Here is a 26,634-nt window from a genome sequence, read left to right as displayed (position 1 = left end):
TTTCTTCAGTTCCAGACGTGGGGGTGGCGGCCCTTCCAGGGCATTGCCTCTTCCAGTTGCGCGGCAATCCGGAAGAGTGTCGCCTCGTCGCCAAAGCGCGCGGAGAACATCATGCCCACCGGCAATCCGCTCTCCGACATGCAGAGCGGCAGCGACATTGCCGGTTGCCCCGTGATGTTCTGGATTGGCGTAAAGGGCACATAGTCGACGGCGGGCGCGAAGGCGGCGATCGGGTCTGGCTCGTTCACATTGATGAGCCCGAGCGGAATTGGGGGCGCGGCGAGTGTCGGCGTCAACCATACATCGTATTGCTGCATGAAACCGGCAACGCGGCGCGTCAGTGCCTGGGCTTCCTTCACCAGCATGAGATATTGCGCGGCGCTCACGGACTTGCCGACTTCCCAGAGACCACGCGTCAGCGGTTCCAGTTCGTCATCTTTCGGTCCGCGCCCGCGGCGCGCGGCTTCTCCCTCGATTTCGGAGGCAAGCCATGCGGCCCAGAGCGGCAGGAAGAGGTTGCCCGGTTCGTCCGCGTTCAGCGGCGGCGCCGCTTCCGCAACTTCATGTCCAAGATCGGCGAGCTGTTTCGCTACTGCTTCCACGCCTTTCACGCAATCGGCGTGGAGAAACGCGCCTGCGGGGTTCTTCTTCGAAAAGGCGATGCGAAGCTTGGCCGGCTTCTTTTTCAGTTCATCGAGGAAATTGCCATTCACCGGCGGTGCCATGTAAGGGTCGCCAGGCTCGTTCCCGTGAATGCAGTCGAGCATGGCGGCGCTGTCGCGCACGGTTCTCGTCACCACATGCTCGTGACAAAATCCGCTCAGCACGTCGCCATAGTCGGGGCCGAGCGAGGTGCGTGCGCGGGTCGGTTTCAACCCGACAAGTCCGCAGGACGATGCGGGAATGCGAATGGAGCCGCCGCTGTCATTTGCATGTGCCATCGGCACGAGACCGGCCGCGACCGCTGCCGCCGATCCACCGGAGGAACCGCCCGTCGAATGGTCGAGGTTCCAGGGATTACGCGCGGGTCCGTAAAGCGTGGACTCCGTCGTCGGCAACAGCGTGAATTCCGGTACATTCGTCTTGCCGAGAATGGTGATGCCCGATGCCTTGAAGCGTTTGGCGAGAACGGCGTCTTCCTTCGCGGGTGTTTCGGCGCGAAAACGCGAGGCGAGTCGGGTCGGATAACCGGCGATATCGCCGAAGGCATCCTTCAGCAGAAAAGGCACACCGCTGAAAGGGCCATCCGCCGGGGCTTTCGCCATCTCGCGGCCGAGATCGTAGAGTTTCAGGACAACGGCATTGAGAGCCGGATTGTGTTTCTCGATCCTTGCGATCGCCTCTTCCGCGAGTTCGCCGGGCGAGACGTCACCCTTCCTCACGAGTTCGGCGAGGCCCAATCCGTCATAGGATGCGTAATCCGGAAAACTCATGCCTTGCTTCTCCCCCCCGTTCTGGTCGGCGAGAAGCTTAGCGGGTGATACCCGTCCGTCAAACCGGCGGGATCAGCTTTCCTTGTGCTTGAGTTTCCAGGGGTAGGGCGGCGGACCCTCGAATACGGGCCCTTCGAGCGCGGGCTCCTCGCCGCCGGCCCAGCGCTTCACCGTAAAGAGCGCCTTGCACTTTACGGGCGAACCTCCAGGTCCGGCGTCGCTCAGCACATCGCCCACATTCACCTGGATGACTTTGGCCTGTGCCTCATCCAGCGTGACAAGGGTGTAGCCGTGTGCGTCGGCGTCCATATAGTCGAGGCCGGGGCTTGCGCGTTCGTTGCGCACGAGATCGAACAGATAGTCGGAACTCGAATAATTGACGAGGATGCCCGCACGCAGCCCGTTGACCAGTGTGTTGTTCCAGTTGGGCTCGCTGCCATTTTCGTCTTCGTATGTCACCGCGCGATGGAAAAAGCCGCTGCCGCGCGTCCGCCGGTCCGCCATGGAATACATGGAGGAGGAGCTGACCGCTGCTGTCATGAATTCGACTGCCGGGCTGTTCAAGCTCTCCGCGTCCGGATCGACCGGCAGGCGGCCCGCGGCGAAAGCATGATAGTCGCCGGAGAGAGAAATCACATTGCCGATTTTCTCATCCCTCAGAAAGGTGAGGAGTTCCTTGAGTTCGCCCGGATAGCCCTGCCATGCATCTGTGCCCGCGTAGCCGTCTTCGAGACCGGCAAAGGGAATGCGGGAAAAGTCGAGCCGGATCTGAAGCGCCGGGCAGCTATTGGCCCAGATGCGCCATTCCGCTTTCGACGCTTTCATCACCTGCTTGAACCATGCCTTTTGCGGGCCACCCATATGAGTGCCGGGCGGTGCATCGGCGCGCGGATTTTCGATTTCGCGTCCGCCATAGGAAATCGTAGCGGGCGGCTTTCCCTCATTTGCGGTGCGTCCGGCGTCGAGCAACTGCACCACGCGCACGGGAGGCACAGGCGCGCCGTCCAGCAGTGCATCGATTTTCTCGTCGATCACCGGCGGGCTTCGATAACTGCGTAAATCCGTCAGCACAAGGTCGAGCATCGCGCCCCAGCGCAGTGTACGATAGATGGTCAGGCTCGACAGCGCTCTTGCATTGTTCCCCTCGAAAATGAAGCCGTCATCATGCGATGCCATCGGCGTGTCTTCGACGCGCGTGTCGCGGAAGTCATGGGCGGGCGATGCGACGCCATTGAAGCTCGGTCCATTCGACAGGACCGCGGGAATGAATTCGAACCAGGCGCGGTTCGCCGCGACCTTCCGTTTTTGTGCGGGCTCGCGGTTGCCGAAATAGCTCGCATAGCTTTGCCAGGCATCATTCGTGAATTCATGGTCGTCCCATGTATGCACGAAGGGAAAGCGTGCACGCGCCGCCTGCAGGTCGGGATCGCTCAGATATGTCTTGTAGAGATGCCGGTAATCGGCAAGCGTCACTGCCGCCTGTCCGCCCTTGCGCCACCAGTCACGCGTCCCGTCCGGTTCCCAGGGAATTGTGCCATCCGGCAGCGGACCGACGATGCGCGCGATTGGCCGGTCCTCCGGCACATCGCCCGTGCGTTCATAAATGAAGTCGCCCAGATGGAGCACGAAGTCGATCTGTTCGCCGGCAGGAGCAGCAATGTCGTCATTCGTCAGCCGCCGCAGCGCGCCGTAATAGCCACTCTCGTAGCTCTGGCAGGACAAGCTGGCAAAACGCACCTTGCGCTTCGTGCCGGGAAGAGGCGCCGTGCGTGTGCGGCCGGGATAGGGCGACTGGTCGCTCCCCGCATAGAAGCGGTAATAATAGATTGTGTCGGGCGAGAGCCCCTGAACGAAGACGCGTACCGTGTGGTCGGAACGCGTGTTTGCACGCACGGCCCGTTCGACCACGACTTGCTCGAAACTCATATCCGTGGCGACCTGCACGTAGAGATCGACATCGCCATTCGGCAATGCGGCGCCGGTGTCGATGGCTTCCACGCGCGTCCAGAGCATCACGGCGTCCGGTTGCGGGTCGGCGGAGGCAAGGCCTTGCGGAAAATGGAAGGCGCCGGGCGTTGCCCGCGCGGTACCCAGTGCCGGCACGAACGGCACCGCCGCCGCGTTCACGACAAAGCAGCCTGCCGTCGCCCCGAACAGTTTCAGAAATTCGCGTCGGTCGAGCGAAAACCCCGGCATCGGACCCGTTACCCCACTCAATCACCCTCGGTTACGGGGTTGTTATAGAGAGTTTGTCTCCCGGAGGAAACGCCGGGGCTGAGGGTGGGGCTTAGACACCTGCCACGGACGCTGGGACTTCTTGTCCTGTGAGATGGGCGAGGAATTCCCATGTCTCGGCATTTCCCGGAAAGAAGCACTCGATCCGGATGGATTGCATCGTCGCATCGTAGGGCGTCCCGAAGGTGCTGTAGTTCGAAATGAAACGGAGACTGCGGCCGTTCTGCCGGACCTCGAAAGTGAAGATCGGGAGTTCCGCCGCAGTCTTTCGCTCGACCCCTGCCATCCGCCCGATCTTCGAGACCAGCCGTTGCGCCTTCGCCTTGTCGGGCGCGTTGAGCGCTTCCTGCTCCAGATGATGGAGCAGGGCGGGAGCCACTTCGTCCCAGTTGGCGATGCTCTCGCGGAGCGTCTCGTTCGTGAAGAAGAATTCGAACAGGTTATCGCCCGCTTCCGGTGCCGCGCCGCCGATGGAGAACAGAAGTTTTGCCGCCTCGTTCATTTCGATGACATAGCCGAGCGCATCCGACGCCACCGCAGGGATCGGGCTCTGGCTTTGCAGGAGGTTGGAGACGGCATCGCGGGCAAGCACCCGTTCTTCGGGCGCCATGTCTCCCGGCGCAAAGGCTGGCGCGAAACCGGCGAGCCGCAGCAGCGTATTGCGCTGGTTCGCCGAAATCTTCAGCGCGTCGCCAAGGCGGAGAATGACATCGCGTCCCGGCCGCGCGCGCCCCGTTTCGAGGAAGCTCATATGCCGGGCGGAAATTCCCGCCGCAGAGGCGAGGCTCTCCTGGCTGAGTTTTCGCGACAGCCGCGCCCGGCGCAGCTGTACGCCGAATGCGCCTTCGTCCTGCGGCATGATGTTCACGGGCGTTTCTTACCTTTCAGGTAGTGGTGCGCATGGTTCACCCGGCCAATTCTCTTCGCGGATCAAGCGCAAGGAGGGCCATGATGACGGACACGCAGACATTTCCTTACGAGGACATCGAACTCGCCTACACGGTTTCCGGAAACGGTCCGGCCCTCATCTTGCTGCACGGCTGGCCGTTTCACAAGGCGAGCTTCCGCAAGCTGCTCCCTTTCCTCGAACCGCATTTCACCTGCTACGCGCTCGATGCGGCGGGCATGGGCGAAAGCGGCTGGAGCAGCCACACCAATTTCAGTTTCCATGCCCATGCCGAGCGCGTGCGCGCCTTCGCGGACCGGATGAAGCTCCAGAAATACTCCGTGATCGGACACGACACCGGCGGCACCTTCGCCAGAATGCTGGCGGTATCGGATGCTGCGCGGGTTGAGAAGGTCGTCGCGATAGATACGGAGGTGCCAGGTCATTTGCCCACCGTCGTTCCCCGGTTGCAGGCGTTGTTTCGCAGGGGCTTCGGGCGTGTCCTCTTCAAGGCTGCGCTCGGGTCGAGGCCGCTGATGCGCCGATGGCTCGGCCGCTCGGGTTTCTTCGTCGACAAGCGGCTGCTCGACGACGAATACATGGACCTGTTCGTCACAAGCTGGCTTCGCTCGGATCATGCCTATCGGGGACTGCTCGAATATCTTCTCGGCGTCGATCACAGCCTCGTCGCGCGCCTTGACGATCTGCACGCGAAAATCGATGTGCCGATGCTCTTTGTCTGGGGCGAGAAGGACGGCGTGTTTCCGGTCCGCCGCGCCCGGGAAATGGTGGCGCGGATGTCCGGCAGGGCAGGCCTTGCTATCATCGAGCGGGCGGCATTTCTTCCCCATGAAGAGCAGCCGGAAGGGGTGGCGCGGCATGTGCTGGCGTTTCTCGGTTCGTCCGCGCCCGTCCACCTCGCGGGCGAAGCCCGCTAGCGCCGGGGGCCCGCCCTTTTTTTCTTCCTGGTGGGCGCTGCCTTCTTCTTCGGTGCGGCCTTGCTGGCCGTCGTGTTGCTCTTCGCCGCCGCGCTCGCCTTGCGGGGTTTCGCGGGTGACGATGCTCCCTTGCCGGGCCGCCGTTTGAAGAGTTCCTTCAGATAATGCCCGGTATAGGAACGCGGTTCGTTTGCCACTTCCTCCGGCGTGCCGAATGCCACGATCTCGCCGCCGCCATCGCCGCCTTCCGGCCCAAGATCCAGTATCCAGTCGGCAGTCTTGATGACTTCGAGATTATGCTCGATCACCACCACCGTGTTGCCCGTGTCGACAAGCTCGTGCAGCACCTCGAGCAGCTTCGCCACATCGTGGAAATGAAGCCCGGTCGTCGGCTCGTCGAGAATATAGATCGTGCGGCCGGTCGCGCGCTTCGAGAGCTCCTTGGCGAGCTTGACGCGCTGCGCCTCGCCGCCCGAAAGCGTCGTCGCCTGCTGGCCGACCTTGATGTAGCCGAGACCAACGCGCTGCAGCACTTCCATCTTGTCGCGTACGGCGGGCACCGCCTTGAAGAAGGATGCCGCCTCATCGACCGTCATTTCCAGTACGTCCGCGATGGACTTGTCCTTGAACTTCACTTCCAGCGTCTCGCGGTTGTAGCGGTGCCCGTGGCAGGCATCGCATTCCACATAAACATCTGGCAGGAAGTGCATTTCGATCTTGATGACGCCGTCGCCCTGACAGACCTCGCAGCGCCCGCCTTTCACGTTGAAGGAAAAGCGGCCCGGCTTGTAGCCGCGCGCGCGGCTTTCCGGCAGTTCGGCGAACCAGTCGCGAATGAAGGTGAAGGCGCCGGTATAGGTTGCCGGGTTCGAGCGAGGTGTGCGGCCGATGGGCGACTGGTCGATATCGATGATCTTGTCGAGATGTTCGAGGCCGAGTATCTCGTCGAATGCGCCGGGATGCTCGCGACTGTTATTGAGCCGCCGCGCAACGGCTTTGTAAATGGTCTCGATAAGGAGTGTCGACTTTCCGCCGCCCGATACGCCGCTCACGCAGGTAAAGGTGCCAAGCGGAATTTCCGCGGTCACGTTTTTGAGATTGTTCTCTTTCGCGCCGGTGATCTTGATCCACTTGCCGTTGCCTGTCCGCCGTTCGGCGGGGACGGGCACCTGCAGGAAGCCTGTCAGATATTGCCCGGTCAGGCTGTCCGGTGCGGCCATGATGTCTTCGGGCGTTCCTTCCGCCACCACCTTGCCGCCATGAATGCCCGCGCCCGGTCCCATGTCGACGACATGGTCGGCGGTGCGGATCGCATCCTCGTCATGCTCGACCACGATCACAGTATTGCCGAGGTCGCGGAGCCGCTTCAGCGTTTCGAGCAGCCGGTCATTGTCGCGCTGGTGCAGGCCGATGGAAGGTTCGTCCAGCACATAGAGAACGCCGGTAAGGCCGGAGCCGATCTGCGAGGCAAGCCGGATGCGCTGGCTTTCGCCGCCGGACAGCGTGCCGGAGTTGCGCGACAGCGTCAGATAGTCGAGGCCGACATTGTTGAGGAAGTGCAGCCGCTCGCGAATTTCCTTCAGCACACGGCCTGCGATTTCATTCTGCTTCGAGGTCAGGTGCTGGTTGAGATCGCGGAACCATGCGTCCGCCTCGCGGATCGACATTTGCGAGACCTGGCCGACATGAAGCGTGGCGATCTTTACCGCCAGCGCTTCCGGCTTCAGGCGATAGCCGCCGCAATCCTCGCAATTGGTGATGCCCTGATAGCGTTCGATTTCCTCGCGCGCCCAGGCGCTGTCCGTCTCGCGCCAGCGCCGTTCAAGATTCGGGATCACGCCCTCGAACGGCTTTTTCGTCTTGTAGGAGCGCATGCCGTCGTCATAGGCGAAGGTCACGACTTCCTCGCCCGTGCCATAAAGGATGACGTTCTGCGCTTCTTCCGGCAGTTGCGACCACGGCGCGGTCATCGAGAATTTGTACTGCTTCGCCAGCGCCTGTAGCGTCTGCGTGTAATAGGGCGAGGTCGAGCGCGACCAGGGCGCAATCGCACCCTTCTTCAGCGAGAGCCCCGGGTCCGGCACAACAAGCTCCGGGTCCATGTAGAACTGGGTGCCGAGCCCGTCGCAGGCGGGACATGCGCCGAACGGATTATTGAACGAGAAAAGCCGCGGCTCGATCTCGTCGATGGTGAAGCCCGACACCGGGCAGGCAAAGCGCGACGAGAAGATGATGCGTTCCGCATCCCCGTCCTTCTTGCCGTCTTTCGGGGCGTCCGCCATCTCGACGACTGCGATTCCGTCCGCCAGCTCGAGTGCGATCTCGAAGCTGTCCGCCAGCCGGTTGCCCAGATCGCCGCGCACGACAATACGGTCCACGACGACGTCGATATCGTGTTTCAGCTTCTTGTTCAGCGCAGGCACGTCCGCGATCTCGTAAAAGGTGCCGTCCACCTTCACGCGCTGGAAGCCCTTCTTCTGCAGTTCCGCGAATTCCTTGCGGTACTCGCCCTTGCGGCCGCGCACGATGGGCGCCATCAGAAAAAGCCGTGTGCCTTCCGGCAGCGCCATCACGCGGTCGACCATCTGGGTCACGGTCTGGCTTTCGATGGGCAGGCCGGTCGCGGGCGAATAGGGCACGCCGATGCGGGCCCAGAGGAGACGCATGTAGTCGTAGATTTCCGTGACCGTGCCGACCGTCGAGCGCGGGTTGCGCGAGGTCGTTTTCTGCTCAATGGAAATGGCGGGCGAGAGGCCGTCGATCTGGTCGACATCCGGCTTCTGCATCATCTCCAGAAACTGCCGTGCATAGGCCGACAGGCTTTCGACATAGCGCCGCTGGCCCTCGGCATAGATCGTGTCGAAGGCGAGCGAGGACTTGCCTGAACCCGACAGCCCAGTGATCACGATCAGTTCGTCGCGCGGCAGCTCCACGCTCACATCGCGCAGATTGTGCTCGCGCGCGCCGATCACGCGGATAAAGCGGTTCTGCGTGTCGCCGGATTTGCCGGGCGCGGATTTCTTGGAGATGCTCATATGGCGGGAACTCTCGGGGGCGTCGCCGTCCGCGACGGGCGCGGGCAGCGTTACTCATGGGGCTGTGATGGATGCTAGGTCTCGGGCTTCATGTATGTAGGGCGTCGGGAGCAGCTTCAAGGGTCATGAGGTCAGGTGCGACAAGAATCACGCGGGCCGCGAAGCATCTTGCGCTAAAATCTGGCTTGTGAGAACATAATAAGAACACTTCACGCGCGGCTGTGGAAAACTTAACCCTTTCAGTGGGCAGGGGGCTCGGTTAGGTTCCGGCATTCCACGGCGGCAGACAGAGCGAGGGCGAGCATATGGCAGGCAGCGTCAACAAGGTAATCCTGATCGGCAATCTGGGCGCCGACCCGGAAATCCGCCGTACGCAGGACGGGCGCCCGATCGCCAATCTGCGCATCGCGACCTCGGATAGCTGGCGCGACAAGAATACCGGCGAGCGCCGCGAAAAAACCGAGTGGCACCGCGTCGTGGTCTTCAACGAGGGCCTCTGCAAGGTCATCGAGCAATATGTGAAGAAGGGCTCGAAGGTCTATATCGAGGGCGCGCTCCAGACCCGCAAATGGACCGACCAGTCGGGCGTCGAGAAATACTCCACGGAAATCGTCCTGCAGGGCTTCAACTCCACGCTGACCATGCTGGATGGCCGCAGCGGCGGCGGTGCTTCGGGTGGAGGTGGCGGCGGCGATTATGGCGGTGACTTCGGCGGCGGTTCGTCGGGTGGCGGCGGTGGCGGCCGCGGGAATTTCTCTCAGGATCTCGACGACGAAATTCCTTTCTAGTTTGCCCCGGTTCAATCCGCGGACCGTCATTTTTCGGAACGGGTGCGTCGTGTAGGCTTGCGGGATGCTCCGCATCCTCGAAACGCTCACGGACCCCGGTAATTCCGAAAAGGCAAACGAAGACGCCTTCGGGCACAGCGGCGCCCATGTGTGGGTGATTGACGGCGCGACGGATGTCGCTGACGGGCCGCTCATCGGTGCCGAGACCGGCGCGCACTGGCTGGCGCATGAGGCGAGCGCGCTTTTCGAGGCCAATGCCGCGCGCTACGGCGCCGATCTTCACGGCCTTGTCCGCTTCACCATCGAGACGCTGGCGCTCCGTTTCGGGCAGGAGCGCCTTCGTCCGCCGAACGGCCGCCACGAATGGCCGAGCGCGGCCATGGCGCTTGTCCATGCTGGGGAGGGCAGCCTCTCTTGCGCGAATTTCGCCGATTGCGACCTGATCCTGCTGGAAGATGAGAGCGACGAGGCGCATGTCTATGGCGTGAAACACACCTCGCGCGAGGCGCGCGCCGTGAGCCGCACCGCGGAACTGATCGATGCGCTCGCGCCTGGCGAACGGCCTTTCGACAATGCTGCAATCATGGAATATCTGCGTGACAATCGCCGCCGTCAGAATACGCATGACGGTTACTGGATTCTCGGGATCGATCCGGAAGCCGCCGCGCATATGCGTCATTGGGAAATTCCGCTCACGCGCCCCGTAACCGGCCTTCTCTTCAGCGACGGTTTCGGCTCCGTCGTCTTCGACTATCACCGCTTCGATCCTGCGACGCTCGTGCGCCGGGCGGCGCTCGGCGGACTTTCCTCCATCGTTGCGGAGGTCCGTCAGATCGAGGCGGTGGAAGACCCGGACTGCCTTTCCTGCCCGCGTTTCAAGCGCCATGACGATGCCACGGCGGTGCTCTTTCGCGTCGAATGAGGCGCTGCTTTGCAGGGTGCCCCGGCGGCAAACTCGGAGCGCAATTTTTCCCTTTCATTTCAGTGAGTTATCTCCGCTGTTCCGGCGTGTTTGAAGTTGCCGTGGCGGGGCGGGAATGCTAATCTTTCGAGCAATAAACGAGAGGGATTCGGCGCTTGCTGGATGACCTCTTTTTCGTTCCTTCAGGACGGTGTGCGTCCGGCTCAAAAAGCCGGGGCGGCAGCCCTCCGCAACGCCAGAAAAACACTTGTCCGATACGCAAGACAGCGACATTCCGGGTGATGAGCCGGGCCCGGGCGACGATACCGGCATGGGCGAGGGCCTGAACGGTTCGGGTGGTACGCCGCCCGGCGGTACAGGCGGTTCTTCCGCTGGCGGTCCGCCGCCGGAGCGTGACGTCGCCCCCATTTCCATCGAAGAGGAGATGCGCAGCTCCTATCTCGATTACGCGATGAGCGTGATCGTCAGCCGCGCGCTGCCCGATGCGCGTGACGGGCTGAAACCCGTCCATCGCCGCATCCTCTTCTCGATGAACGAGAACGGCTACGACTGGAACAAGCCCTATCGTAAATCCGCCCGCGTGGTCGGCGATGTCATCGGTAAGTATCACCCGCATGGCGACCAGTCGATTTACGACGCGCTGGTGCGCATGGCGCAGAGTTTCTCTATGCGCCTGCCGCTGCTGGACGGGCAGGGCAATTTCGGTTCGGTCGATGGCGATCCGCCCGCGGCAATGCGTTACACCGAAGTGCGCATGGCCAAGTCCGCGCATTCGCTGCTGAACGACATCGACAAGAACACGATTGACTTCAAGGACAATTACGACGGCACCGAAAGGGAGCCTGTCGTTCTCCCGGCCGAGTTGCCCAACCTTTTGGTCAATGGCGCCAACGGCATCGCCGTTGGCATGGCGACCAATATCCCGCCGCATAATCTCGGCGAGGTGATCGACGCCTGTATCGCACTCATCAACAACCCGGACATCTCGATCGACGAGCTGATCGAATATGTGCCGGCGCCCGATTTTCCCACCGGCGGCATCATGCTCGGCCGTCAGGGCGCGCGCTCCGCCTATCACACCGGCAAGGGCTCGGTCGTGGTGCGTGGCCGTGTCGAGATCGAGGAAGTCCGCAAGGACCGCCAGGCTCTGGTCATCACCGAAATTCCCTATCAGGTGAACAAGGCCTCGATGGTCGAGAAGATTGCCGACCTCGTGCGCGAAAAGCGCATCGAGGGCATTGGCGATCTGCGCGATGAGTCCGACCGTAACGGCATGCGCGTCGTGGTCGAGCTTCGCCGCGATGCCGTGCCCGATGTCGTGCTGAACCAGCTCTATCGCTTCTCGCCGCTCCAGCAGAGTTTCGGCTGCAACATGCTCGCGCTCGATCATGGCCGGCCGGAGCTGATGAACCTCAAGCAGTTCCTCGAGATCTTCGTCCGCTTCCGCGAGGATGTGATTTCGCGGCGCACGAAGTTCGAGCTGAACAAGGCGCGTGATCGTGCACATGTATTGGTCGGTCTCGCCATCGCCGTTGCCAATATCGACGAAGTCATCAAGCTTATCCGCACCGCGCCGGACCCGGCGACGGCGCGCGAAAGCCTGATGGCGCGCAACTGGCCTGCACGCGACATCGCGCCGCTCATCGCGCTTATCGACGATCCGCGTCACGGTCTCTCTGAAGACGGCACGATCCGCATGTCCGAAGAGCAGGCGAGGGCGATCCTCGAACTGCGCCTCCAGCGCCTCACCGCGCTTGGCCGCGACGAAATCGGCGACGAACTGAAAGGCCTCGGCGAAAAGATCGAGGACTATCTGAACATCCTGCGGTCGCGCGAACGTGTGCTCGATATCATGCGCGAGGAGCTGACCTCGGTCCGGAATGAGTTCGCGACGCCGCGCCGCACGGAACTGGCCGACTCCGAAACCGATTTCGAAGATGAAGACCTGATCCAGCGCGAGGACATGGTCGTCACGGTCAGCCACCAGGGCTATATCAAGCGTGTGCCGCTCTCGACCTACCGCGCGCAGCGCCGCGGCGGCAAGGGCCGCTCCGGCATGTCCACCAAGGATGAGGATTTCGTCACCCGTCTCTTCGTGGCGAACACGCACACGCCGATGCTTTTCTTCTCGTCCATCGGCATGGTTTACAAGCTCAAGGTCTGGCGACTGCCGCAATCGACGCCACAGGCACGCGGCAAGGCGATGATCAATATCCTCCCGCTCCAGCAGGGCGAATATATCACCACCGTCATGCCTTTGCCGGAGGACGAGGAAAGCTGGGACAGCCTCCACGTCGTGTTCGCGACGAAGAGCGGCAATGTCCGGCGTAACAAGCTGTCCGATTTCGTGCAGATCAATCGCAACGGCAAGATCGCCATGAAGTTCGAGGGCGCTGACGAAGGCGACAGCATCATCGGCGTCCAGATATGCACAGAGGATGACGATGTGCTGCTGACCACGGCGGACGGGCGCTGTGTGCGTTTCCCGGTGACGGAAGTGCGCGTCTTTTCCGGCCGCTCGTCGACCGGTGTTCGCGGCATTCGTCTCGGCGAGGACGACACGCTGATCGGCATGAGCATCATGCGCCATGTCGATGTCACGCCCGCTGAAGCGCGCGCCTATCTGAAGCAGGCCGCCGCCATGCGCCGTGCCGCTTCGGGCGAGACGGAGGAGCTGGAGGCGGAAGCCGTCGAGGCTGACGACGACACCGAAGATGCGGGCGACGAGCTCGCTCTTTCGCCCGAGCGTTACGCCGAGCTTGGCGCAAGAGAGCAACTCGTTCTCACCGTCAGCGAAAAGGGCTTCGGCAAGCGGTCTTCGTCCTATGATTACCGGACCTCCGGGCGCGGCGGCAAAGGCATCATCGCGATGGCCGTCACCAAGCGGAACGGCAAGCTGGTGGCCTCCTTCCCCGTGGAAGTGCAGGACCAGATCATGCTGGTGACCGATGCGGGCCAGCTCATTCGCTGCCCGGTGGACGATGTTCGCGCCGCTGGCCGCGCGACGCAGGGCGTCACCATCTTCCGCACGGCGGCCGATGAACGTGTGGTCTCCGTCGAGCGCGTCGAGGAGACGGGCGAGAACGGCTCGGAAGAAGAATAGGAGAGGGCATGGCGCGCGTCGGTCTTTATCCCGGCACTTTCGATCCGATGACGAACGGGCATCTCGATGTCATTCGCCGGGCCTTGAAGCTCGTCGATCACCTCGTCGTCGCCATTGGCGTCAATGCCACCAAGCAGCCGCTTATCACGCTTGAGGAACGCTTCGCACTTATCGAGGCGGAGGCAGGGCCGGTCGCGAAAGAGATCGGATCGAAGATTTCGACAGCCTCCTTCTCCGGCCTTGTCGTCAACGCCGCCGACGAACACGGCGCGAATGTCATCATTCGCGGATTGCGGGGCGCCGTCGATTTCGAATACGAAACCCAGATGGTCGGCATGAACCGCGTCATGAACCCGCATGTCGAAACCGTCTTTCTTGCTGCCTCGCCGGAGACGCAGTTCATTTCCTCGACGCTGGTCCGTCAGATCGCGTCCATGGGCGGCGATATCACGCCCTTCGTCCCGCCGCTGGTGAAGGCGAAAGTGCTCGCGGCTGTGGCCGCGAAGAAAAAATGAGAGGCTTGGGGCCTTATCGACAGGAGTATTTCATGCGTGGACTGATGGCGGCTTTCGTCGCTCTTTTCGCCCTTGCCGGGCTTTCGGGCAAGGCGCTTGCGCTCGACCCGGAAAACACGATCTATCTCGATCTCAAGGATGGCCGCGTCGTCATCGAGCTTCTGCCCGAGATTGCGCCAGCTCATGCCGAGCGTATCAAGAAGCTGGCGCGCGAGGGGTTTTATGACGGCATCGTCTTCCATCGCGTGATCCCCGGTTTCATGGCGCAGACGGGCGATCCCACGGGCACCGGCATGGGCGGTTCCTTCGAGCCGGACCTGAAGGCCGAGTTCACGGACAAGGAAAGCTTCACGCGCGGCGCCGTCGGCATGGCCCGCTCGCAGAGCCCCGATAGCGCGAACAGCCAGTTCTTCATCTGCACGGACGATGCGAGCTTCCTCGATGAGAACTACACGCTGTTTGGCCGCGTGGTCGAGGGAATGGATTATGTCGACAACATCGCCCAGGGCGAGCCGCCTGCCAATCCCGACAAGATCGTGAAGATGCAGGTCGCGGCGGACGCGAATTAAACGAACAGGACCGGAAATTACATGACCGATATCAAGGATCCCGAAAACACGCTCATTCTCGAAATTCCCCACGGGGAAGTCGTGATCGAGATGCGCCCCGATCTCGCGCCAAAACATGTCGCGCGGATCAAGGAACTGGCCCGCGAAGGCTTTTATGACGGCGTGGCCTTCCACCGCGTCATCGACGGTTTCATGGCGCAGGGCGGCGATCCGACGGGTACGGGTGCGGGCGGCTCCGGCAAGAAGCTCCCGGCCGAGTTCTCCGCCGAGCCGCATGTGCGCGGTGTCTGCTCGATGGCCCGCACGCAAGATCCGAACAGCGCCGACAGCCAGTTCTTCATCGTTTTCGGCGATGCCAGCTTCCTCGACCGGCAATATACGGTCTGGGGCAAGGTGATCTCCGGCATGGATGCTGTGGACAAGATCAAGCGCGGAGAGCCCGTGCGCGAGCCCGACCGTATCGTCAAGGCGCGCGTCGCGGCTGACGCGGCGTAGGACGGGATTTAGAACCACCAAAGCGTCATGGCCCGGCTTGTCCGGGCCATGATGTTTATTAGGGGTAAGCGCAAAACCATGCGCGTTTCCGATTTCGATTTCGAGCTGCCGGAAGAGCTGATTGCGCTCCGGCCCGCGCGGCCGCGCGATGCGGCGCGCCTGCTCGTCATCGGTCCGGCGCAAAACGCGCTCGAAGACCGGACCATCGGCGATCTCCCGTCCTTCCTGCGCGCGGGCGATCTTCTTGTCTTCAACGATACGAAGGTCATCCCGGCGCGCCTCTTCGGGACAAGAACGCGCGGCGAGGCGTCCGCGAAAATCGAGGTCATGCTCCATCGCCGCGTCAGCGCGGATGAGTGGCGTGCCTTCCTGCGTCCTGCGAAGAAGCTTAATACCGGTGAGATAATCTCCTTTCCCGGCGGGCTTTCCGCCACCGTCGAGGAAAAGGCGGAAGGCGGCGAGGCGGGACTTCGCTTCTCGCTCTCCGGTCCGGCGCTCGATGCGGCCATTGCGTCCGCGGGCGAAATGCCGCTGCCGCCCTATATCGCGAGGCGGCGTGCGCCCGACGAAGAAGACCTTGCCGATTACCAGACGCTTCATGCGGCAGAGCCCGGCGCTGTCGCCGCGCCCACGGCGGGGCTCCATTTCACACCCGAACTCATGGCGGCGCTCGAAGCGCGCGGCGTCTCCACCGTCCGTCTCACGCTTCATGTCGGCGCGGGCACCTTCCTTCCCGTTACGGCGGAAGATACGGATACCCACAAGATGCATGCCGAGTGGGGCGAGATATCGGAGGCGGAAGCCGCCGCCATCAACGAAGCGCGCGCAAGGGGCGGGCGCATCGTCGCCGTCGGCACCACATCGCTGCGCCTTCTTGAAAGCGCCGCCGACGCGAAAGGTGTGGTACATCCCTTCGCCAGAGAAACCGACATCTTCATCACGCCGGGCTATCGCTTCCGCGCGACGGACATTCTGATGACCAATTTCCATCTGCCGCGTTCGACGCTGTTCATGCTCGTTTCCGCGCTCCGCTCGACGGAGGAGATGAAGCGCGCTTATGCCCATGCGGTCGCGTCGAAATACCGCTTCTATTCCTATGGCGACGCCTGCCTGATATACGGCGGCACATGAGCAAGTTCACCTTCACCCTCGCCGCCACCGATGGCCGAGCGCGCACCGGCGTCATCTCGACGCCGCGCGGCGAGATCCGTACGCCTGCCTTTATGCCGGTCGGCACGGCGGCGACCGTCAAGGCCATGTATCCCGAGCAGGTGCGCTCGACGGGCGCCGATATCGTGCTCGGCAATACCTACCACCTGATGCTTCGCCCCGGCGCGGAGGAGGTGGCGGCGCTGGGCGGTCTCCACAAGTTCATGAACTGGCCGCATCCGATCCTGACGGACAGCGGCGGCTTTCAGGTCATGTCGCTCTCCAAGCTCCGCAAGATGACGGAGGAGGGAGTCACCTTCCAGTCACATATCGACGGCTCGCGCCACATGCTCTCGCCGGAGCGCAGCATCGAAATCCAGTGCCTGCTTGGCTCCGACATCCAGATGCAGCTCGACGAGTGCACGCCTTTCCCGGCAACGGAGGCGGAAGCCAAAAGCTCGATGGATTTGTCGCTTCGCTGGGCGCAGCGCTCCAAAGATGCCTTCGAGGCGCAGCCTCACCGCAAGGAGGGCATGGCGCTCTTCGGCATCGTGCAGGGCAGCACCTATGAACCCTTGCGCCATGCGTCCGCCGCCGGGCTTCGCGAGATCGGTTTCAATGGCTACTCCATCGGCGGCCTCGCGGTCGGCGAGGGGCAGGCGGAAATGCTTCGCGTCCTCGATTTCACGACGCCCGCCCTGCCGGAGGACCGCCCACGCTACCTCATGGGCGTCGGCACACCGGACGATCTTGTGGAATCGGTGGCGCTCGGCGTCGACATGTTCGACTGCGTGATGCCGACCCGGAATGGCCGCCACGGCCTTGCCTTCACGCGCCGGGGCAAGGTGAACCTCAAGAATGCGCGCCATGCGGCAGACCCGCGCCCGCTGGACGAGGAAAGCCTGTGTCCCGCCGCGCGCGACTATTCGCGTGCCTATCTCCACCATCTCGTGAAATCGGAGGAGATGCTGGGTTCCATGCTGGTGAGCTGGATCAACATCCACTATTACCAGACGCTCATGGCCGGTATGCGCGCCGCCATCGCCGAGGGCCGTTTCGAGGCATTCCGGGCGGATTTCAAGCGCGATCAGGCGGCGGGCGACATCGCCCCGCGTTAAAGCAGGCGCAGCCCAATCCCGGTGTTGACCGCATGGGAAGCGCCGCTTAAGTTCCGCCCAGCTTTTCGAGAGGCGAGCCTGTTTCGCTTCACCGGCCCAGCCGATCGAAAGCCAATCGATACGGTGAGAGCCGGTAGCTCAGCTGGTAGAGCATTCGACTTTTAATCGAATGGTCGTGGGTTCGAGTCCCACCCGGCTCACCATCCCCTGCATCTTCGCGTCGCCGCTCAGGCGGTCGCGGTCTTGTTCGTGCTCCAGCCTCGCGCGGGCGCGAAATCGTATTTTTCGATCAGCCGCCGCGTATCGTCAGCGAGGTCTTCGCGCCATGTCGCGGCCTCGTCTTCGCTCATGAAGCGCCGTTCCGTCCGCCGCGTGTTCTGCGGGGGCACAGCCTTGAGCTTGATCGGATCGAGACCGAAGAAATCCAGCACGCGCGCGGCTACCGCGACAGGCTCACGGCAGAGTTCGTCGAAGTCGAGCAGCAGCATGCCGGGCAGCAGCCCCGCGGCCTCATAGGCTTCGATCTGGCTTGCGTAGCACGACGTGTCGCGGAGCATCGCGACGTCGTATTTCCCGTTCCATTCGCCCCGCGCGACCTTGTGCGCGATGTGGCTTTCGATGCGGTCCACGGGATCGCGCATGATGTAGACGATGCGCTTCTCGCCCGGCAGTCCGGCAATGCGGCGCGGCGCGCTCGGCCAGCGTTTCGTCTTGCTGTAGCTCGTCGAGCCGTCCAGCGTCCAGACATGACGGGTCTTGTCGAGCTTCGGAAAGATCGCCTCATAGTCCGCCGCCGTCGCCGCTCCCGGCTTGTGGAAGAAGTCCGGTTCCTTCTTCGCCGAAACCGTAATCGCGGGGTGCTGTTCCAGCAGCGTATGCAGCGTCGTGGTGCCGCATTTCATCGCGCCGATGATGAAGGCATATCCGCGAAAGGAAGTGTCGGTCATTGGCAGAGGCATCCGGCAGCTGAGCAAGACCGCAGCCTAACGGCGGCCGCCTGCATCGGCAAGGCAACCGGCCCTTGTTCCTGCCTTTGTTGCATTCGTGCCGCTCAGGCCAATGTCTTTTCAAGAGTTTCACGGACTGCACGGGCGTTTTGTGCTTCCGCCATATGCTCAAGTGCGAACGCCAGCCTTTCCCGCACGTGCAGATAGGGCAGGGCGTGATGTGTGCCTTCGGGCATGGTTTTCAACATTTTCTCGCAGCGCACCCAGGCATCTTCCGGTCTTTCCGCTTTTTCAAGCGCCTCGACGACAGAGAGGCGAAAATAGAAACGGCGCCAGTCGGGCAGTGTTTTTGCTTCCAGGTCGATCAGTCTGATGTCTGCGGGCCGAATACGTTTTTGTCCTGCAAGCAGATGAAAGCGGAGAAGACTGATGCCGGGGCCGGGCGTGCAGACCTCGGTAAAGGCGAGCACTTGCGAACGCTTCATGCTTCCGAGAAAAAGATTGAGAATGGTGTTCACCGGAAACAGGGGGCCGAGCCGGGCGTCGGCAAGTTCTTCGATAAGCTGACGGCCCGCTTTTTGCGGCACCGGCTCCCGGCGTATAAGCGCTCCTACTGCATCGACACCGCGGCTTTGCGACGATGTCAGCTCGGCCTTGTTTCTGTTGTTTCCGAAAATTTCGGCCAGCAGCGCATCGTCGGTGAAAAGACCGGCTTTTCGCAGCGCCTGAAACAGCCGCATCGTATGGAAAACATAGCTGCCGCGCCGCCGAAGCATCGCCTCGGGGTTGGGGCGGTCGAGATGCGATATCCAGCGTTCGATCTCAGCGGTGCGTTTGCGCGCAGGTATTCCCGTTCGCGCGGCGCCGTGAAAGGAGAGGGCGGTGATGCGCTGCAGGTTTGTCCACCGGATGTTTCTGTTTTCGGCAAACCCTTTCAGCATGCTGCTGACGGCGCGTCTGTCCGGCGTGTTTTCCCAGTTGGCCCGGTTCGAGAAGTAGCCCGATTTGCGATGCGCGATATGGGTGTCAAAGACGTTCTTGTATTTATCGTCTGCCAGCATACGCCGTAAAGCAGGGTGGCTGGCGTCTTCGAGGCTGAGCGCAATGCGGCCATCGGTCTGTATCGAGGCGGGCGGTGTACAGACGAAATCCGCCTCGTCGAGCGCGGGCCCCAGTGTTTCGACATGCCAGGGCAGCAGAAGGTCGTCATCGTCATTGTAGAAAATCCGGTCCGAGCGCGCCTCTTCCAGGGTGCGATGCATGTTGATCGCGCCGCGCCGCGGGGCTTTTGGAAAGTCGAGGAAGCGCACCCGCGCGTCCCGCTCCGCAAAACCGGATGCGATCTCGCGAACATCGTCCGTGACGCCATCGCCGCAGATCAGCACTTCGATATTCTCGACGCTTTGTCCGAGTGCGGATCGCAGTGAAGCGGCAAGCGTGCTCGCCCGGTCATGCGTCGGGATCAGGATGCTGGCATAGGGGGTCATCTGGCCGCCGGACCCGGATTGCAAATCTTCATCTGAAAAGCGTGTGTCCCGGATAAAGCTCCTCAAGCGAGGGAAGCGCGGCATCGGTGCGGGAGAGGACCGGTTCCTTGTCCGGCCAATCGGCATTGAGGGTGGGATCGTTCCAGATTATGCCCTTGCGGCCTTCCGGGCTGAACTCGGCGGAAACATCGTTGATATAGTCCGTCTCCGTGAAGCAGTAGAATGCATTGGCGAGGCCCCGGCTCACGAAAAGCCGGGCATGTTCGCCCGGCGCATCGCCGAGCAGAATGCTCTCGGTCTTTCCGAATGTCGGACTGTCGGGCCTCGGGTCCGCAATGACGCACAGCGCCGTACCGCGCACCACATAGATCAGCTTGTCCCAGGGCTCCATGTGAAAGCCGCGGAGCACCCGTTCACGCGAGCGCGAATGATTCCCCTGGTTGAGCTGTGGTGGCCGCCCCAATGCTTCCGTGAGTTCGCCGGTTTGATAGCTTTGTTTGAAGAAGCCCCTGTCGTCCTCGAAGAGCGGCCAGCGGACGATCAGAAAGCCTTGTATCGGCGTTTGTTGCACAGGCATTGTGTGGAGCTGACTTTGATATTTCGCTTTTCAAGTTAACTCAACGGACGACTGCCTCCAATCTCTAATCTTTGCGTCGTTTCTTCCAAACGGAAAGCCGGATTCCGTGTCCAGTTGTTCGCTGCCGGCAAGAGCCATCTCCGGCTGCTTGTGCAGAGGAAGCAGCGTCACCGCGACGATGAAGCTCGCAAGCGCTGCGAGCAGCAGGAAGAACGCCCGGGCGCGGCTGCGCGATGCTGCTTCATTGTGTTTCCTGACGGAGCGTATGGCATCGAGGAAGAAGCTGGCCTCGTCGCTGTCGCGTAGTTGCGCTTCCACGCTTTGCGGACCTTCGCCGAGGAAGGTGCGCTCCACCCGGCCGAGATAGAACATGGCCGTGAAGATCAGCAGGATCGAGCCGAGGCTGAGTAGCAGGGCGGCAAACGTCGCGGGCTCGTGCCAGCGGGAAATATCCAGCTCCTGCGCAAAGGAGACATAACCGAAAATCAGGAAGGAGATGATGGTGACGGGGACCGCGAGCTGCGAGCGAATTGTCTGACTTTGTTCGCGTTCGCTCAGATAGAGATCCTTGAGGTTCTCCGGGCTGAGCCTCGCGATATCGACGCTCCCCTCGTTCATCGTTCCTGTCTCCTTGCTTTCTTCAAACACCTGTCCGCCTTGCCGCCTTTGGCAGATTGCCATTGCAGCTTTTCATTACGGCTCATCATGAATTTCCGGCATCAACACGCAGAAGGGCTTGCGGTTCCGTTCTGTCCGATGGAGCATCCCCTGCCGCAAATCATGAGTGCGCCGGAAAGGCGTTGCACCAGGGGAGAGACAATGACGATTTCGCTCTATGACATTAGCGTCCCGAACTATCTGCAGGGCCTTGCAGGCGTTTCCGGGTTCCTCAAAAAGGGCGCTGCCTTCTGCGAGGAAAAGGGGATCGATCCGAACGAGATTGTCGGTGCTCGTGTCATCGAGGACATGCTGCCCATGAGCTTCCAGATTGCCTCTGTCGCGCATCACTCCACGGGCACCATCGAGGGCATCCAGCGGGGTGAATTTGTACCGCCGAAAGACCCGGGCACCTGGAGCTATACAGACCTGCAAAAGGTCGTCGAGGAGGCACGAGAGAAGCTGACGCAGGTGAAGCCGGAAACGGTCAATGCCTGTCTGGGCAAGGACATGATCTTCAGCCTCGGCAAGCACAAGCTTCCTTTCACCGCCGAGGACTTCGTGCTTTCCTTCTCGCTGCCGAATTTCTATTTCCACGCCACTACGGCCTATGACATTCTCCGCGCTCGGGGCGTCCCGCTCGGCAAGGTGGATTTCCTCGGTCAGATGCGCATGAAGATGTAAAGATCGCAGACCATGCCTGCACATCCGGCCAATCTTGCGCCGCCTTATGAGGGCGGGTGCTCTTGTGGAGCGGTGCGCTTTCGCATCGAGGCGCCGCCCGTCGGGGTGCGCATCTGCCATTGCCGCATCTGCCAGCAAGCGATGGCTTCGCCTTTCATCGTGCAGGCGAGCTTTCCGAGGCCTTCCGTCACGGTAACGGGCGAGACCTCTGTCTGGCAGTCTTCGCCGCGTCTCAAGCGGCATTTCTGCCCGCGCTGCGGTACACGTGTGACCATCGAACCGGCGGATGGCGACCGCCTCGCCTTTCCGCTGGCGACCTTCGACGATCCGGCGGCGCTTCGTCCAGAAATGCATATCTGGACGACGTCGCGTATCCCGTGGCTCAGGCTCGATGACGGGCTGCCTCAGTATCCAGAGGCATCGCCCGAACCCTACCGGATGCCATGAATTCTACGGGCGCAGCGTTTTCACGCCGCGCCCGTTTCATTTATCGCTTGTGCTCGATGGCGAGCACCTTCAGCGAGCGCATGTCGCCATAGCGCGTGCTCCACGAAATCGTGTTGCCCGCCTTCATGCCGAGCAGGGCAACGCCCACCGGCGAGGCGAGCGATACGAACCCGTGTTCGGCCACTGCGCCCGCCGGATAGACAAGCGTCAGCCGTTCGGCGCGCCCCTTCATCCCGAAGATGAATTCGACCGTCGAGCCGACGGTCACGATGTCACCGGGCATCCGCGCGAGAGACATCAGTTTTGCGCGGTCGAGTTCGCGTTCGAGGAAGTGACCCACCTCTGGAATGGCATGGGCGAGCTGTTCGGCGACTGTTGAAAGTTCCTCGAACTGCTCCTCCGCCACGATGATGGGCGGGAGGCTGGTGGCGGCGATTGCCGCCTGTTCTATCGCCGCCATCACGCTGCCTCCGGTCCGTTGTCGTCCGGCCCATCCGGCATCCGGGCGCGGGCTTCCGCTTCCGGCTGGTGTTCGACCGAGGCAATCGCGATGCGGAGTTTGCCGCCATCGAAGGTTTCGGCTTCCACCAATTCGCCGGGCTTGCGCCCGAGGAGCGCCAGGCCCACCGGCGTCAGGACGCTCACATACTGTCCGTTCGGCACATGCTGGCGGCCAAGCGTCAGGAGCCGCCGTTCGAGGCGGTCCCCATCCACGCGGTAGCGCACCGTCGTGCCAAGCGTGATGACGTCCTCGGGAATTTCGGCCGAAGGCACAACTCTGGCTTCGGTCAGCAGCGCCGCGATGCGGGGCCGCATGGGGCTCAGCATGTCGAGCTCCTCGAAGGCGGCTACCTCCAGCCGGCCATAATCGTGAAGGCCCAGCTGGGGCCGATTGCCGCCGCCGGGCGCCGTGGCCGGAGCCGGGGCAGGGTGAAGGGAACGCAGGCGCGTGGCGCCGTTGTCGCGCATGGACATTGCGGGATCCTCATTGCGGCAGAACCTTGGGCCTGCCGTCAGATTTTCAGGGAATGGAGTGAGGCTTTACCCCGGACTTCGCGCGCAAGGGAGCGGCGTCGGCCCGGGGTCAATGTCCCGCGAGCAACGTACCCGGCGTCAGGAAGTGGCGTACAATCGAGCTTCGCATGGAAGAGAGCTTAGCCTTTGGGCATCTTTTGTCAAAGGCGCGGAAAGCCGCAGTCTCCAGGCCGAATTCCATTTCGGCATTGTCGTGGAATGGCGACACACCGGAGCAAATTTCGGTCTGTCATCATTCAATGAAGGACAAAATGATACACAATTGTTAACGCTGAGGGGCTAGCCTCCCTTGCGAAATGTCGGAACGGCAGGACAACCGGATGACACGACACAAAGAGGAAATAGGCCAGACCCTTCGCGATGCCCGTCAGGCTGCGGGGCTGACCCTCAAGGACATAGCCGACGCGATCCGCGTCAGGCCGATCTATCTTCAGGCGATAGAGGCGGGGCAGTTCGAGCTCCTGCCTGCGCTGCCGCAGACGGTCGGTTTCACGCGTGCCTATGCAAAGTATCTCGATGTGGATGTCGACCAGCCGCTCTCGCGCCTCGGCGAAGAAGTGCACGAGACGATCGAGCGGGCCGATTATTCCGAACCGGAAATTCCGTGGACCAACGTGTCGGGAAAGCGCGTTGCCTGGGTTGGCGGCGGCATCGTTCTCGGCCTTCTATTCGCAGCTTCTCTGATCGTCGACGTCGATACGCCGTCCGGCGATATTGCGGTCGCCTCAATGGATGCGAGGCCGGTGGCGCAGGCCGCGCCGGCAAGGGGCAACGAGATACTTCCAACGATGCATGTGAGAAATGCGAAGCCTGAACTGACAGACATGACCTCCCGCGTCCGGGCGGACGGGGCTGCCGCCGCCACTGTCCAGCAGGCCTCCTTTGCTCCGGCGACCGGCGCTGTGCGCGGGGGTGGTGTTTCGGTGACATCCGAAAACCCGTCCGTGTCGGGAGTATCCGGGGCGGACTCGCCTGTGGAGACTGCAACCGTTTCGGCGCCTGCAAGCGCCATATCCGACGCAGAAGAAACCGGGGACAATATTTCTTCCTTGGGCGATCCGCATTTTGCGACCGGCAGCGTCTATATCCGCTCGAAGCCCGATAATGGGGGACAAGCCGTCGGCGTCCTCAATTCATGCGAGCGCGTTGCGCTTCTCGCTCATGACAGCACGGATTACTGGCGCGAGGTGAAGCGAGAGGACGGGACGGGCGGTTGGGTCTTCCGCGACTATGTCAGCGGCGAGCGTCCCGCGAGCTGTTCCTGATTTTTGGATGGCTGCCGACGGGCGGTCACTTGTCCTCGCTCCGGGGACAAGTCCGTCTTCTTTGACGGTTTTGTGACGTTACCGTGACAGTGAAATCCGGGTGCGGAACGATGGCGGTTTTCCGCCACCTCCGAATTGTGACGGTTACTCCGTCACGTCGACAAAGCGGTCCGTGTCCGGATTGTAGATCGACAGGAGGCCTGTGCCGATGCCGTAGAACCAGCCATGTAGCCGGAGTTCGCCACGGTTTTCGCGTTCTTCGATGAAGGGGAAGGTGCGCAGGCGGTCGAGTGATGCGACCACGGCGCGTTGTTCCATCAGCCTCAGCGCCGCGTGCCGTTCCAGATCGCCATGTTTATCAGTGACTTGCTCCGCGATGTCTTCGGCGAGCGAGATCCAGTGGGGGACAAAGTCGCCGGGCGGCGGATTGCCTTTCGCGCCCTCATAGAGCGCCTCGATACCGCCGCAGCCAGCATGGCCCATCACGATTACATCCTTGATTTCCAAGGATTTTACGCCGAATTCCAGGGCCGCGCTGGTGCCGTGGTAGTGGCTGTCGGGCTCATAGGGCGGCACCAGATTGGCTACGTTGCGCACCACGAAAAGCTCGCCGGGGTCGGACTGGAACACCATGGCGGGGTCCGTGCGGCTGTCGCAACAGGCGATGACGAGGGCCTTGGGCTGCTGCCGCTTTGCCGCAAGTGCCTGATATCGCTCCTCATTCTGGCGATATTGGCCCTGGCGGAAGGCGCGGTATCCGGCGATCAGGCTGTCGATGGCTTTGTCCATATCCGTCCGTCCCCGTCTGTCTCTCGTTAGGCTGCTGGTGGCTTACATACACAAGCTCCGCCTCTGGCGGAAGCGGCTCTTTGCAAGGTATGGAGGCACTTTTCTGGAACTTTCCTGCTTAAATCGTCGTCACTTGCCTCAAATTTAGCCGCGGTTATCCTGCGTCTCTTTCCCTTTACGCTGGTGCTTCAATGCACTGGAAAAGGCCCGAAATCTGCATAGAGTCTGCGAAGGGCGCGCGAGGGGCCGCGCTGGATGATTTGGATGGGGAACGATATGCCGGTTGCTGAACTCCTTGGGAATATGTCCCTGGAGACCCTGATTTCCATTGGCGGGCTGATCTTTCTGGTTGTGGTTCTCACTGCGTTGCAAGTCAGCAGCCGCAGGAATCAGCGGGAAATGGAGCAAGCACGGACAGAGCGTGAGATGAGAGAGCGCATCGACGCGTTAATGGGAAAGCTTGACGGGGGGAGCAGGAGCATCTCCTCCGCACGGCTCCGGCCAATCCGGCGTACTGCGGACAGATATGTGCCAGCGGCGCGTTGCGGCAAGCCTTTCGGACGCGAAAACGGGTACTCCCGCCGCTAGGTTTTTGCTTTATTCGGGGCGCAGGCTTCGTCATTTGTACGCAGTTCGGACTTGCATTGACCGTCACGGGAGATTAAATCACAACCCGTGACGGGGTTAGTGTTTTAATCCCGATTTTTTCATGTGGTTTGTGACGGAAACGATATGCGTTTCCGGGCAGGAAGGCAGTCATGGATCGGCTCGATCAGCTCGAAAGCCAGAGCATTTTCATCTTTCGCGAAGCGTTCAACCGTATCGAGAACATCGCGATGCTCTGGTCGTTGGGCAAGGACTCCAACGTGATGATCTGGCTGGCGCGCAAGGCGTTTTTCGGACACGTGCCTTTTCCGGTCATGCACGTCGATACGGAAAAGAAGTTTCCGGAAATGTACGAATTCCGTGACCGCTATGCAGCGGAGTGGAACCTGAACTTCATTCGCGAACTCTGCCCCTCCATCGAGGAAATCGACGACACGCTGCCGCCGGCCGCCCGTTCCGCAGCGCGCAAGACCGCCGGTCTCAAAAAGGCGATCGAAAAGCACAAGTTCAATGCGCTCTTCGCGGGCATCCGGCGCGACGAAGAGGCAACCCGCGCCAAGGAGCGCGTTTTCAGCCCGCGCGGCGCGACCGGCCAATGGGACTTCAAGGATCAGCCGCCTGAATTCTGGGACCAGTTCAAGACCGACTTCCCGCCGGGAACGCATATCCGTGTGCATCCTTTGCTGCACTGGACCGAGATCGACATCTGGCTCTACACGCTGCGGGAGCAGATACCGACGATCCCGCTTTACTTCGCCCAGGACGGCAAGCGTTACCGTTCGCTCGGCGACAAGGACATCACCTCACCGGTCGCGAGCACAGCCACGACTATTGAGGAAATCATCGAGGAACTGCGGACGACCAGAATCTCCGAGCGTTCCGGACGCGCCATGGACCACGAGTCGGAAGATGCTTTCGAGCGTCTCCGTGCCGACGGCTATCTGTAAGGGAGTT

Annotated in this window: 24 protein-coding genes and 1 tRNA gene; 14 read left to right on the top strand and 11 right to left on the bottom strand. The window is 61.8% G+C overall.

Annotated features, from left to right (window positions below):
- Positions 1-5: 5 nt before the first annotated feature.
- From ABJO61_RS05165 to ABJO61_RS05155, 3 genes are all read right to left on the bottom strand, one after another.
- Positions 6-1,433, bottom strand: coding sequence for an amidase family protein (locus tag ABJO61_RS05165; protein ID WP_348323115.1), 1,428 nt, complete (start codon positions 1,431-1,433; stop codon positions 6-8).
- 72 nt (positions 1,434-1,505) lie between these two features.
- Positions 1,506-3,650: an alkaline phosphatase D family protein gene (locus ABJO61_RS05160; protein ID WP_348323114.1), complete on the bottom strand. Its 2,145-nt coding sequence runs from the start codon at positions 3,648-3,650 to the stop codon at positions 1,506-1,508.
- A 70-nt stretch (positions 3,651-3,720) separates the two neighbouring features.
- The gene (locus tag ABJO61_RS05155) at positions 3,721-4,527 is read right to left on the bottom strand and encodes a helix-turn-helix transcriptional regulator (RefSeq protein ID WP_348323129.1); all 807 of its coding nucleotides are present in this window, start codon (positions 4,525-4,527) and stop codon (positions 3,721-3,723) included.
- 92 nt (positions 4,528-4,619) lie between these two features.
- On the opposite strand from ABJO61_RS05155, the gene ABJO61_RS05150 reads away from it, so the two are divergent.
- Positions 4,620-5,492, top strand: a complete 873-nt coding sequence (locus tag ABJO61_RS05150) for an alpha/beta hydrolase (RefSeq protein WP_348330667.1) — start codon at positions 4,620-4,622, stop codon at positions 5,490-5,492.
- On the opposite strand, the gene uvrA is transcribed toward ABJO61_RS05150, so the two are convergent.
- Complete coding sequence (gene uvrA, locus ABJO61_RS05145) at positions 5,489-8,527, bottom strand: excinuclease ABC subunit UvrA (RefSeq protein ID WP_348323112.1); 3,039 nt, start codon at positions 8,525-8,527, stop codon at positions 5,489-5,491. The two genes, ABJO61_RS05150 and uvrA, sit on opposite strands and share 4 nt — an antisense overlap.
- Positions 8,528-8,832: 305 nt before the next feature.
- Between uvrA and ABJO61_RS05140 the strand changes: the two genes are divergently transcribed.
- The 9 genes from ABJO61_RS05140 (at position 8,833) to ABJO61_RS05100 (ending at position 17,389) form a co-directional block, all read left to right on the top strand.
- On the top strand, positions 8,833-9,315 hold the full coding sequence (locus ABJO61_RS05140) for a single-stranded DNA-binding protein (RefSeq protein WP_348323111.1): 483 nt from the start codon (positions 8,833-8,835) through the stop codon (positions 9,313-9,315).
- A gap of 64 nt (positions 9,316-9,379) precedes the next feature.
- A complete protein-coding gene (locus tag ABJO61_RS05135; RefSeq protein ID WP_348323110.1) occupies positions 9,380-10,237 on the top strand; it encodes a hypothetical protein in 858 nt (285 codons plus the stop codon).
- A 247-nt stretch (positions 10,238-10,484) separates the two neighbouring features.
- Complete coding sequence (gyrA, locus tag ABJO61_RS05130; RefSeq protein ID WP_348323109.1) at positions 10,485-13,340, top strand: DNA gyrase subunit A; 2,856 nt, start codon at positions 10,485-10,487, stop codon at positions 13,338-13,340.
- A gap of 8 nt (positions 13,341-13,348) precedes the next feature.
- Positions 13,349-13,855 carry a pantetheine-phosphate adenylyltransferase gene (gene coaD / locus ABJO61_RS05125; RefSeq protein WP_348323108.1) on the top strand — a complete coding sequence of 169 codons (507 nt, stop codon included), beginning with the start codon at positions 13,349-13,351 and terminating at the stop codon, positions 13,853-13,855.
- A 44-nt stretch (positions 13,856-13,899) separates the two neighbouring features.
- Complete coding sequence (locus ABJO61_RS05120) at positions 13,900-14,424, top strand: peptidylprolyl isomerase (protein ID WP_348323128.1); 525 nt, start codon at positions 13,900-13,902, stop codon at positions 14,422-14,424.
- A gap of 21 nt (positions 14,425-14,445) precedes the next feature.
- Positions 14,446-14,919 carry a peptidylprolyl isomerase gene (locus ABJO61_RS05115; protein WP_348323107.1) on the top strand — a complete coding sequence of 158 codons (474 nt, stop codon included), beginning with the start codon at positions 14,446-14,448 and terminating at the stop codon, positions 14,917-14,919.
- A gap of 78 nt (positions 14,920-14,997) precedes the next feature.
- The gene (gene queA, locus ABJO61_RS05110) at positions 14,998-16,050 is read left to right on the top strand and encodes a tRNA preQ1(34) S-adenosylmethionine ribosyltransferase-isomerase QueA (RefSeq protein WP_348323106.1); all 1,053 of its coding nucleotides are present in this window, start codon (positions 14,998-15,000) and stop codon (positions 16,048-16,050) included.
- Positions 16,047-17,186 carry a tRNA guanosine(34) transglycosylase Tgt gene (gene tgt, locus ABJO61_RS05105; RefSeq protein ID WP_348323105.1) on the top strand — a complete coding sequence of 380 codons (1,140 nt, stop codon included), beginning with the start codon at positions 16,047-16,049 and terminating at the stop codon, positions 17,184-17,186. The genes queA and tgt overlap by 4 nt, the downstream gene beginning before the upstream one ends.
- Before the next feature lie 127 nt (positions 17,187-17,313).
- Positions 17,314-17,389, top strand: a tRNA-Lys gene (locus tag ABJO61_RS05100).
- Positions 17,390-17,413: 24 nt separating this feature from the next.
- Here the strand turns inward: ABJO61_RS05100 and ABJO61_RS05095 are convergent.
- The 4 genes from ABJO61_RS05095 to ABJO61_RS05080 all read right to left on the bottom strand — a co-directional run bounded on the left by ABJO61_RS05095 (position 17,414) and on the right by ABJO61_RS05080 (position 20,815).
- Positions 17,414-18,133: a sulfotransferase gene (locus ABJO61_RS05095; RefSeq protein WP_348323104.1), complete on the bottom strand. Its 720-nt coding sequence runs from the start codon at positions 18,131-18,133 to the stop codon at positions 17,414-17,416.
- A gap of 104 nt (positions 18,134-18,237) precedes the next feature.
- Complete coding sequence (locus ABJO61_RS05090) at positions 18,238-19,620, bottom strand: glycosyltransferase family 2 protein (RefSeq protein WP_348323103.1); 1,383 nt, start codon at positions 19,618-19,620, stop codon at positions 18,238-18,240.
- A gap of 28 nt (positions 19,621-19,648) precedes the next feature.
- Positions 19,649-20,197: a dTDP-4-dehydrorhamnose 3,5-epimerase family protein gene (locus ABJO61_RS05085; RefSeq protein WP_348323102.1), complete on the bottom strand. Its 549-nt coding sequence runs from the start codon at positions 20,195-20,197 to the stop codon at positions 19,649-19,651.
- Between the two features lie 30 nt (positions 20,198-20,227).
- Positions 20,228-20,815 carry a hypothetical protein gene (locus tag ABJO61_RS05080; RefSeq protein ID WP_348323101.1) on the bottom strand — a complete coding sequence of 196 codons (588 nt, stop codon included), beginning with the start codon at positions 20,813-20,815 and terminating at the stop codon, positions 20,228-20,230.
- A 201-nt stretch (positions 20,816-21,016) separates the two neighbouring features.
- Here ABJO61_RS05080 and ABJO61_RS05075 point away from each other — a divergent pair, with 201 nt between their 5' ends.
- Both ABJO61_RS05075 and ABJO61_RS05070 read left to right on the top strand, forming a co-directional pair.
- On the top strand, positions 21,017-21,538 hold the full coding sequence (locus ABJO61_RS05075; RefSeq protein ID WP_348323100.1) for a DUF1993 domain-containing protein: 522 nt from the start codon (positions 21,017-21,019) through the stop codon (positions 21,536-21,538).
- A gap of 12 nt (positions 21,539-21,550) precedes the next feature.
- Positions 21,551-21,985, top strand: a complete 435-nt coding sequence (locus ABJO61_RS05070; protein ID WP_348323099.1) for a GFA family protein — start codon at positions 21,551-21,553, stop codon at positions 21,983-21,985.
- A gap of 40 nt (positions 21,986-22,025) precedes the next feature.
- Here the strand turns inward: ABJO61_RS05070 and rnk are convergent, their stop codons facing one another.
- Both rnk and ABJO61_RS05060 read right to left on the bottom strand, forming a co-directional pair.
- Entirely contained in the window at positions 22,026-22,445 is a 420-nt protein-coding gene (gene rnk, locus ABJO61_RS05065) for a nucleoside diphosphate kinase regulator (RefSeq protein ID WP_348323098.1), read from the bottom strand.
- The gene (locus tag ABJO61_RS05060) at positions 22,445-22,960 is read right to left on the bottom strand and encodes a GreA/GreB family elongation factor (protein WP_348323097.1); all 516 of its coding nucleotides are present in this window, start codon (positions 22,958-22,960) and stop codon (positions 22,445-22,447) included. Before ABJO61_RS05060 ends, rnk begins: the two co-directional genes overlap by 1 nt.
- Positions 22,961-23,340: 380 nt before the next feature.
- On the opposite strand from ABJO61_RS05060, the gene ABJO61_RS05055 reads away from it, so the two are divergent.
- Entirely contained in the window at positions 23,341-24,285 is a 945-nt protein-coding gene (locus ABJO61_RS05055) for a helix-turn-helix domain-containing protein (protein ID WP_348323096.1), read from the top strand.
- Positions 24,286-24,429: 144 nt separating this feature from the next.
- Here the strand turns inward: ABJO61_RS05055 and ABJO61_RS05050 are convergent, their stop codons facing one another.
- Complete coding sequence (locus ABJO61_RS05050) at positions 24,430-25,074, bottom strand: carbonic anhydrase (RefSeq protein ID WP_348323095.1); 645 nt, start codon at positions 25,072-25,074, stop codon at positions 24,430-24,432.
- Between the two features lie 758 nt (positions 25,075-25,832).
- On the opposite strand from ABJO61_RS05050, the gene cysD reads away from it, so the two are divergent.
- Positions 25,833-26,627, top strand: a complete 795-nt coding sequence (gene cysD / locus ABJO61_RS05045) for a sulfate adenylyltransferase subunit CysD (RefSeq protein ID WP_348323094.1) — start codon at positions 25,833-25,835, stop codon at positions 26,625-26,627.
- Positions 26,628-26,634: the final 7 nt, after the last annotated feature.

The sequence above is a fragment of the Parvibaculum sp. genome (assembly GCF_039973015.1).
In the GTDB taxonomy this organism is placed as follows: domain Bacteria; phylum Pseudomonadota; class Alphaproteobacteria; order Parvibaculales; family Parvibaculaceae; genus Parvibaculum.
Note: the sequence above shows the minus strand (reverse complement) of the source record. Positions and strands in the feature narration are given on the sequence as shown.

Bases quoted from the DNA above. Each gene is read 5' to 3' on its own strand.
- ABJO61_RS05165 (WP_348323115.1), bottom strand. From the start codon at position 1,433: ATGAGTTTTCCGGATTACGCATCCTATGACGGATTGGGCCTCGCCGAA.
- ABJO61_RS05155 (WP_348323129.1), bottom strand. From the start codon at position 4,527: ATGCCGCAGGACGAAGGCGCATTCGGCGTACAGCTGCGCCGGGCGCGG.
- ABJO61_RS05150 (WP_348330667.1), top strand. From the start codon at position 4,620: ATGACGGACACGCAGACATTTCCTTACGAGGACATCGAACTCGCCTAC.
- uvrA (WP_348323112.1), bottom strand. From the start codon at position 8,527: ATGAGCATCTCCAAGAAATCCGCGCCCGGCAAATCCGGCGACACGCAG.
- ABJO61_RS05140 (WP_348323111.1), top strand. From the start codon at position 8,833: ATGGCAGGCAGCGTCAACAAGGTAATCCTGATCGGCAATCTGGGCGCC.
- ABJO61_RS05135 (WP_348323110.1), top strand. From the start codon at position 9,380: ATGCTCCGCATCCTCGAAACGCTCACGGACCCCGGTAATTCCGAAAAG.
- coaD (WP_348323108.1), top strand. From the start codon at position 13,349: ATGGCGCGCGTCGGTCTTTATCCCGGCACTTTCGATCCGATGACGAAC.
- ABJO61_RS05120 (WP_348323128.1), top strand. From the start codon at position 13,900: ATGGCGGCTTTCGTCGCTCTTTTCGCCCTTGCCGGGCTTTCGGGCAAG.
- ABJO61_RS05115 (WP_348323107.1), top strand. From the start codon at position 14,446: ATGACCGATATCAAGGATCCCGAAAACACGCTCATTCTCGAAATTCCC.
- queA (WP_348323106.1), top strand. From the start codon at position 14,998: ATGCGCGTTTCCGATTTCGATTTCGAGCTGCCGGAAGAGCTGATTGCG.
- tgt (WP_348323105.1), top strand. From the start codon at position 16,047: ATGAGCAAGTTCACCTTCACCCTCGCCGCCACCGATGGCCGAGCGCGC.
- ABJO61_RS05095 (WP_348323104.1), bottom strand. From the start codon at position 18,133: ATGACCGACACTTCCTTTCGCGGATATGCCTTCATCATCGGCGCGATG.
- ABJO61_RS05090 (WP_348323103.1), bottom strand. From the start codon at position 19,620: ATGACCCCCTATGCCAGCATCCTGATCCCGACGCATGACCGGGCGAGC.
- ABJO61_RS05085 (WP_348323102.1), bottom strand. From the start codon at position 20,197: ATGCCTGTGCAACAAACGCCGATACAAGGCTTTCTGATCGTCCGCTGG.
- ABJO61_RS05080 (WP_348323101.1), bottom strand. From the start codon at position 20,815: ATGAACGAGGGGAGCGTCGATATCGCGAGGCTCAGCCCGGAGAACCTC.
- ABJO61_RS05075 (WP_348323100.1), top strand. From the start codon at position 21,017: ATGACGATTTCGCTCTATGACATTAGCGTCCCGAACTATCTGCAGGGC.
- ABJO61_RS05070 (WP_348323099.1), top strand. From the start codon at position 21,551: ATGCCTGCACATCCGGCCAATCTTGCGCCGCCTTATGAGGGCGGGTGC.
- rnk (WP_348323098.1), bottom strand. From the start codon at position 22,445: ATGGCGGCGATAGAACAGGCGGCAATCGCCGCCACCAGCCTCCCGCCC.
- ABJO61_RS05060 (WP_348323097.1), bottom strand. From the start codon at position 22,960: ATGTCCATGCGCGACAACGGCGCCACGCGCCTGCGTTCCCTTCACCCT.
- ABJO61_RS05055 (WP_348323096.1), top strand. From the start codon at position 23,341: ATGACACGACACAAAGAGGAAATAGGCCAGACCCTTCGCGATGCCCGT.
- ABJO61_RS05050 (WP_348323095.1), bottom strand. From the start codon at position 25,074: ATGGACAAAGCCATCGACAGCCTGATCGCCGGATACCGCGCCTTCCGC.
- cysD (WP_348323094.1), top strand. From the start codon at position 25,833: ATGGATCGGCTCGATCAGCTCGAAAGCCAGAGCATTTTCATCTTTCGC.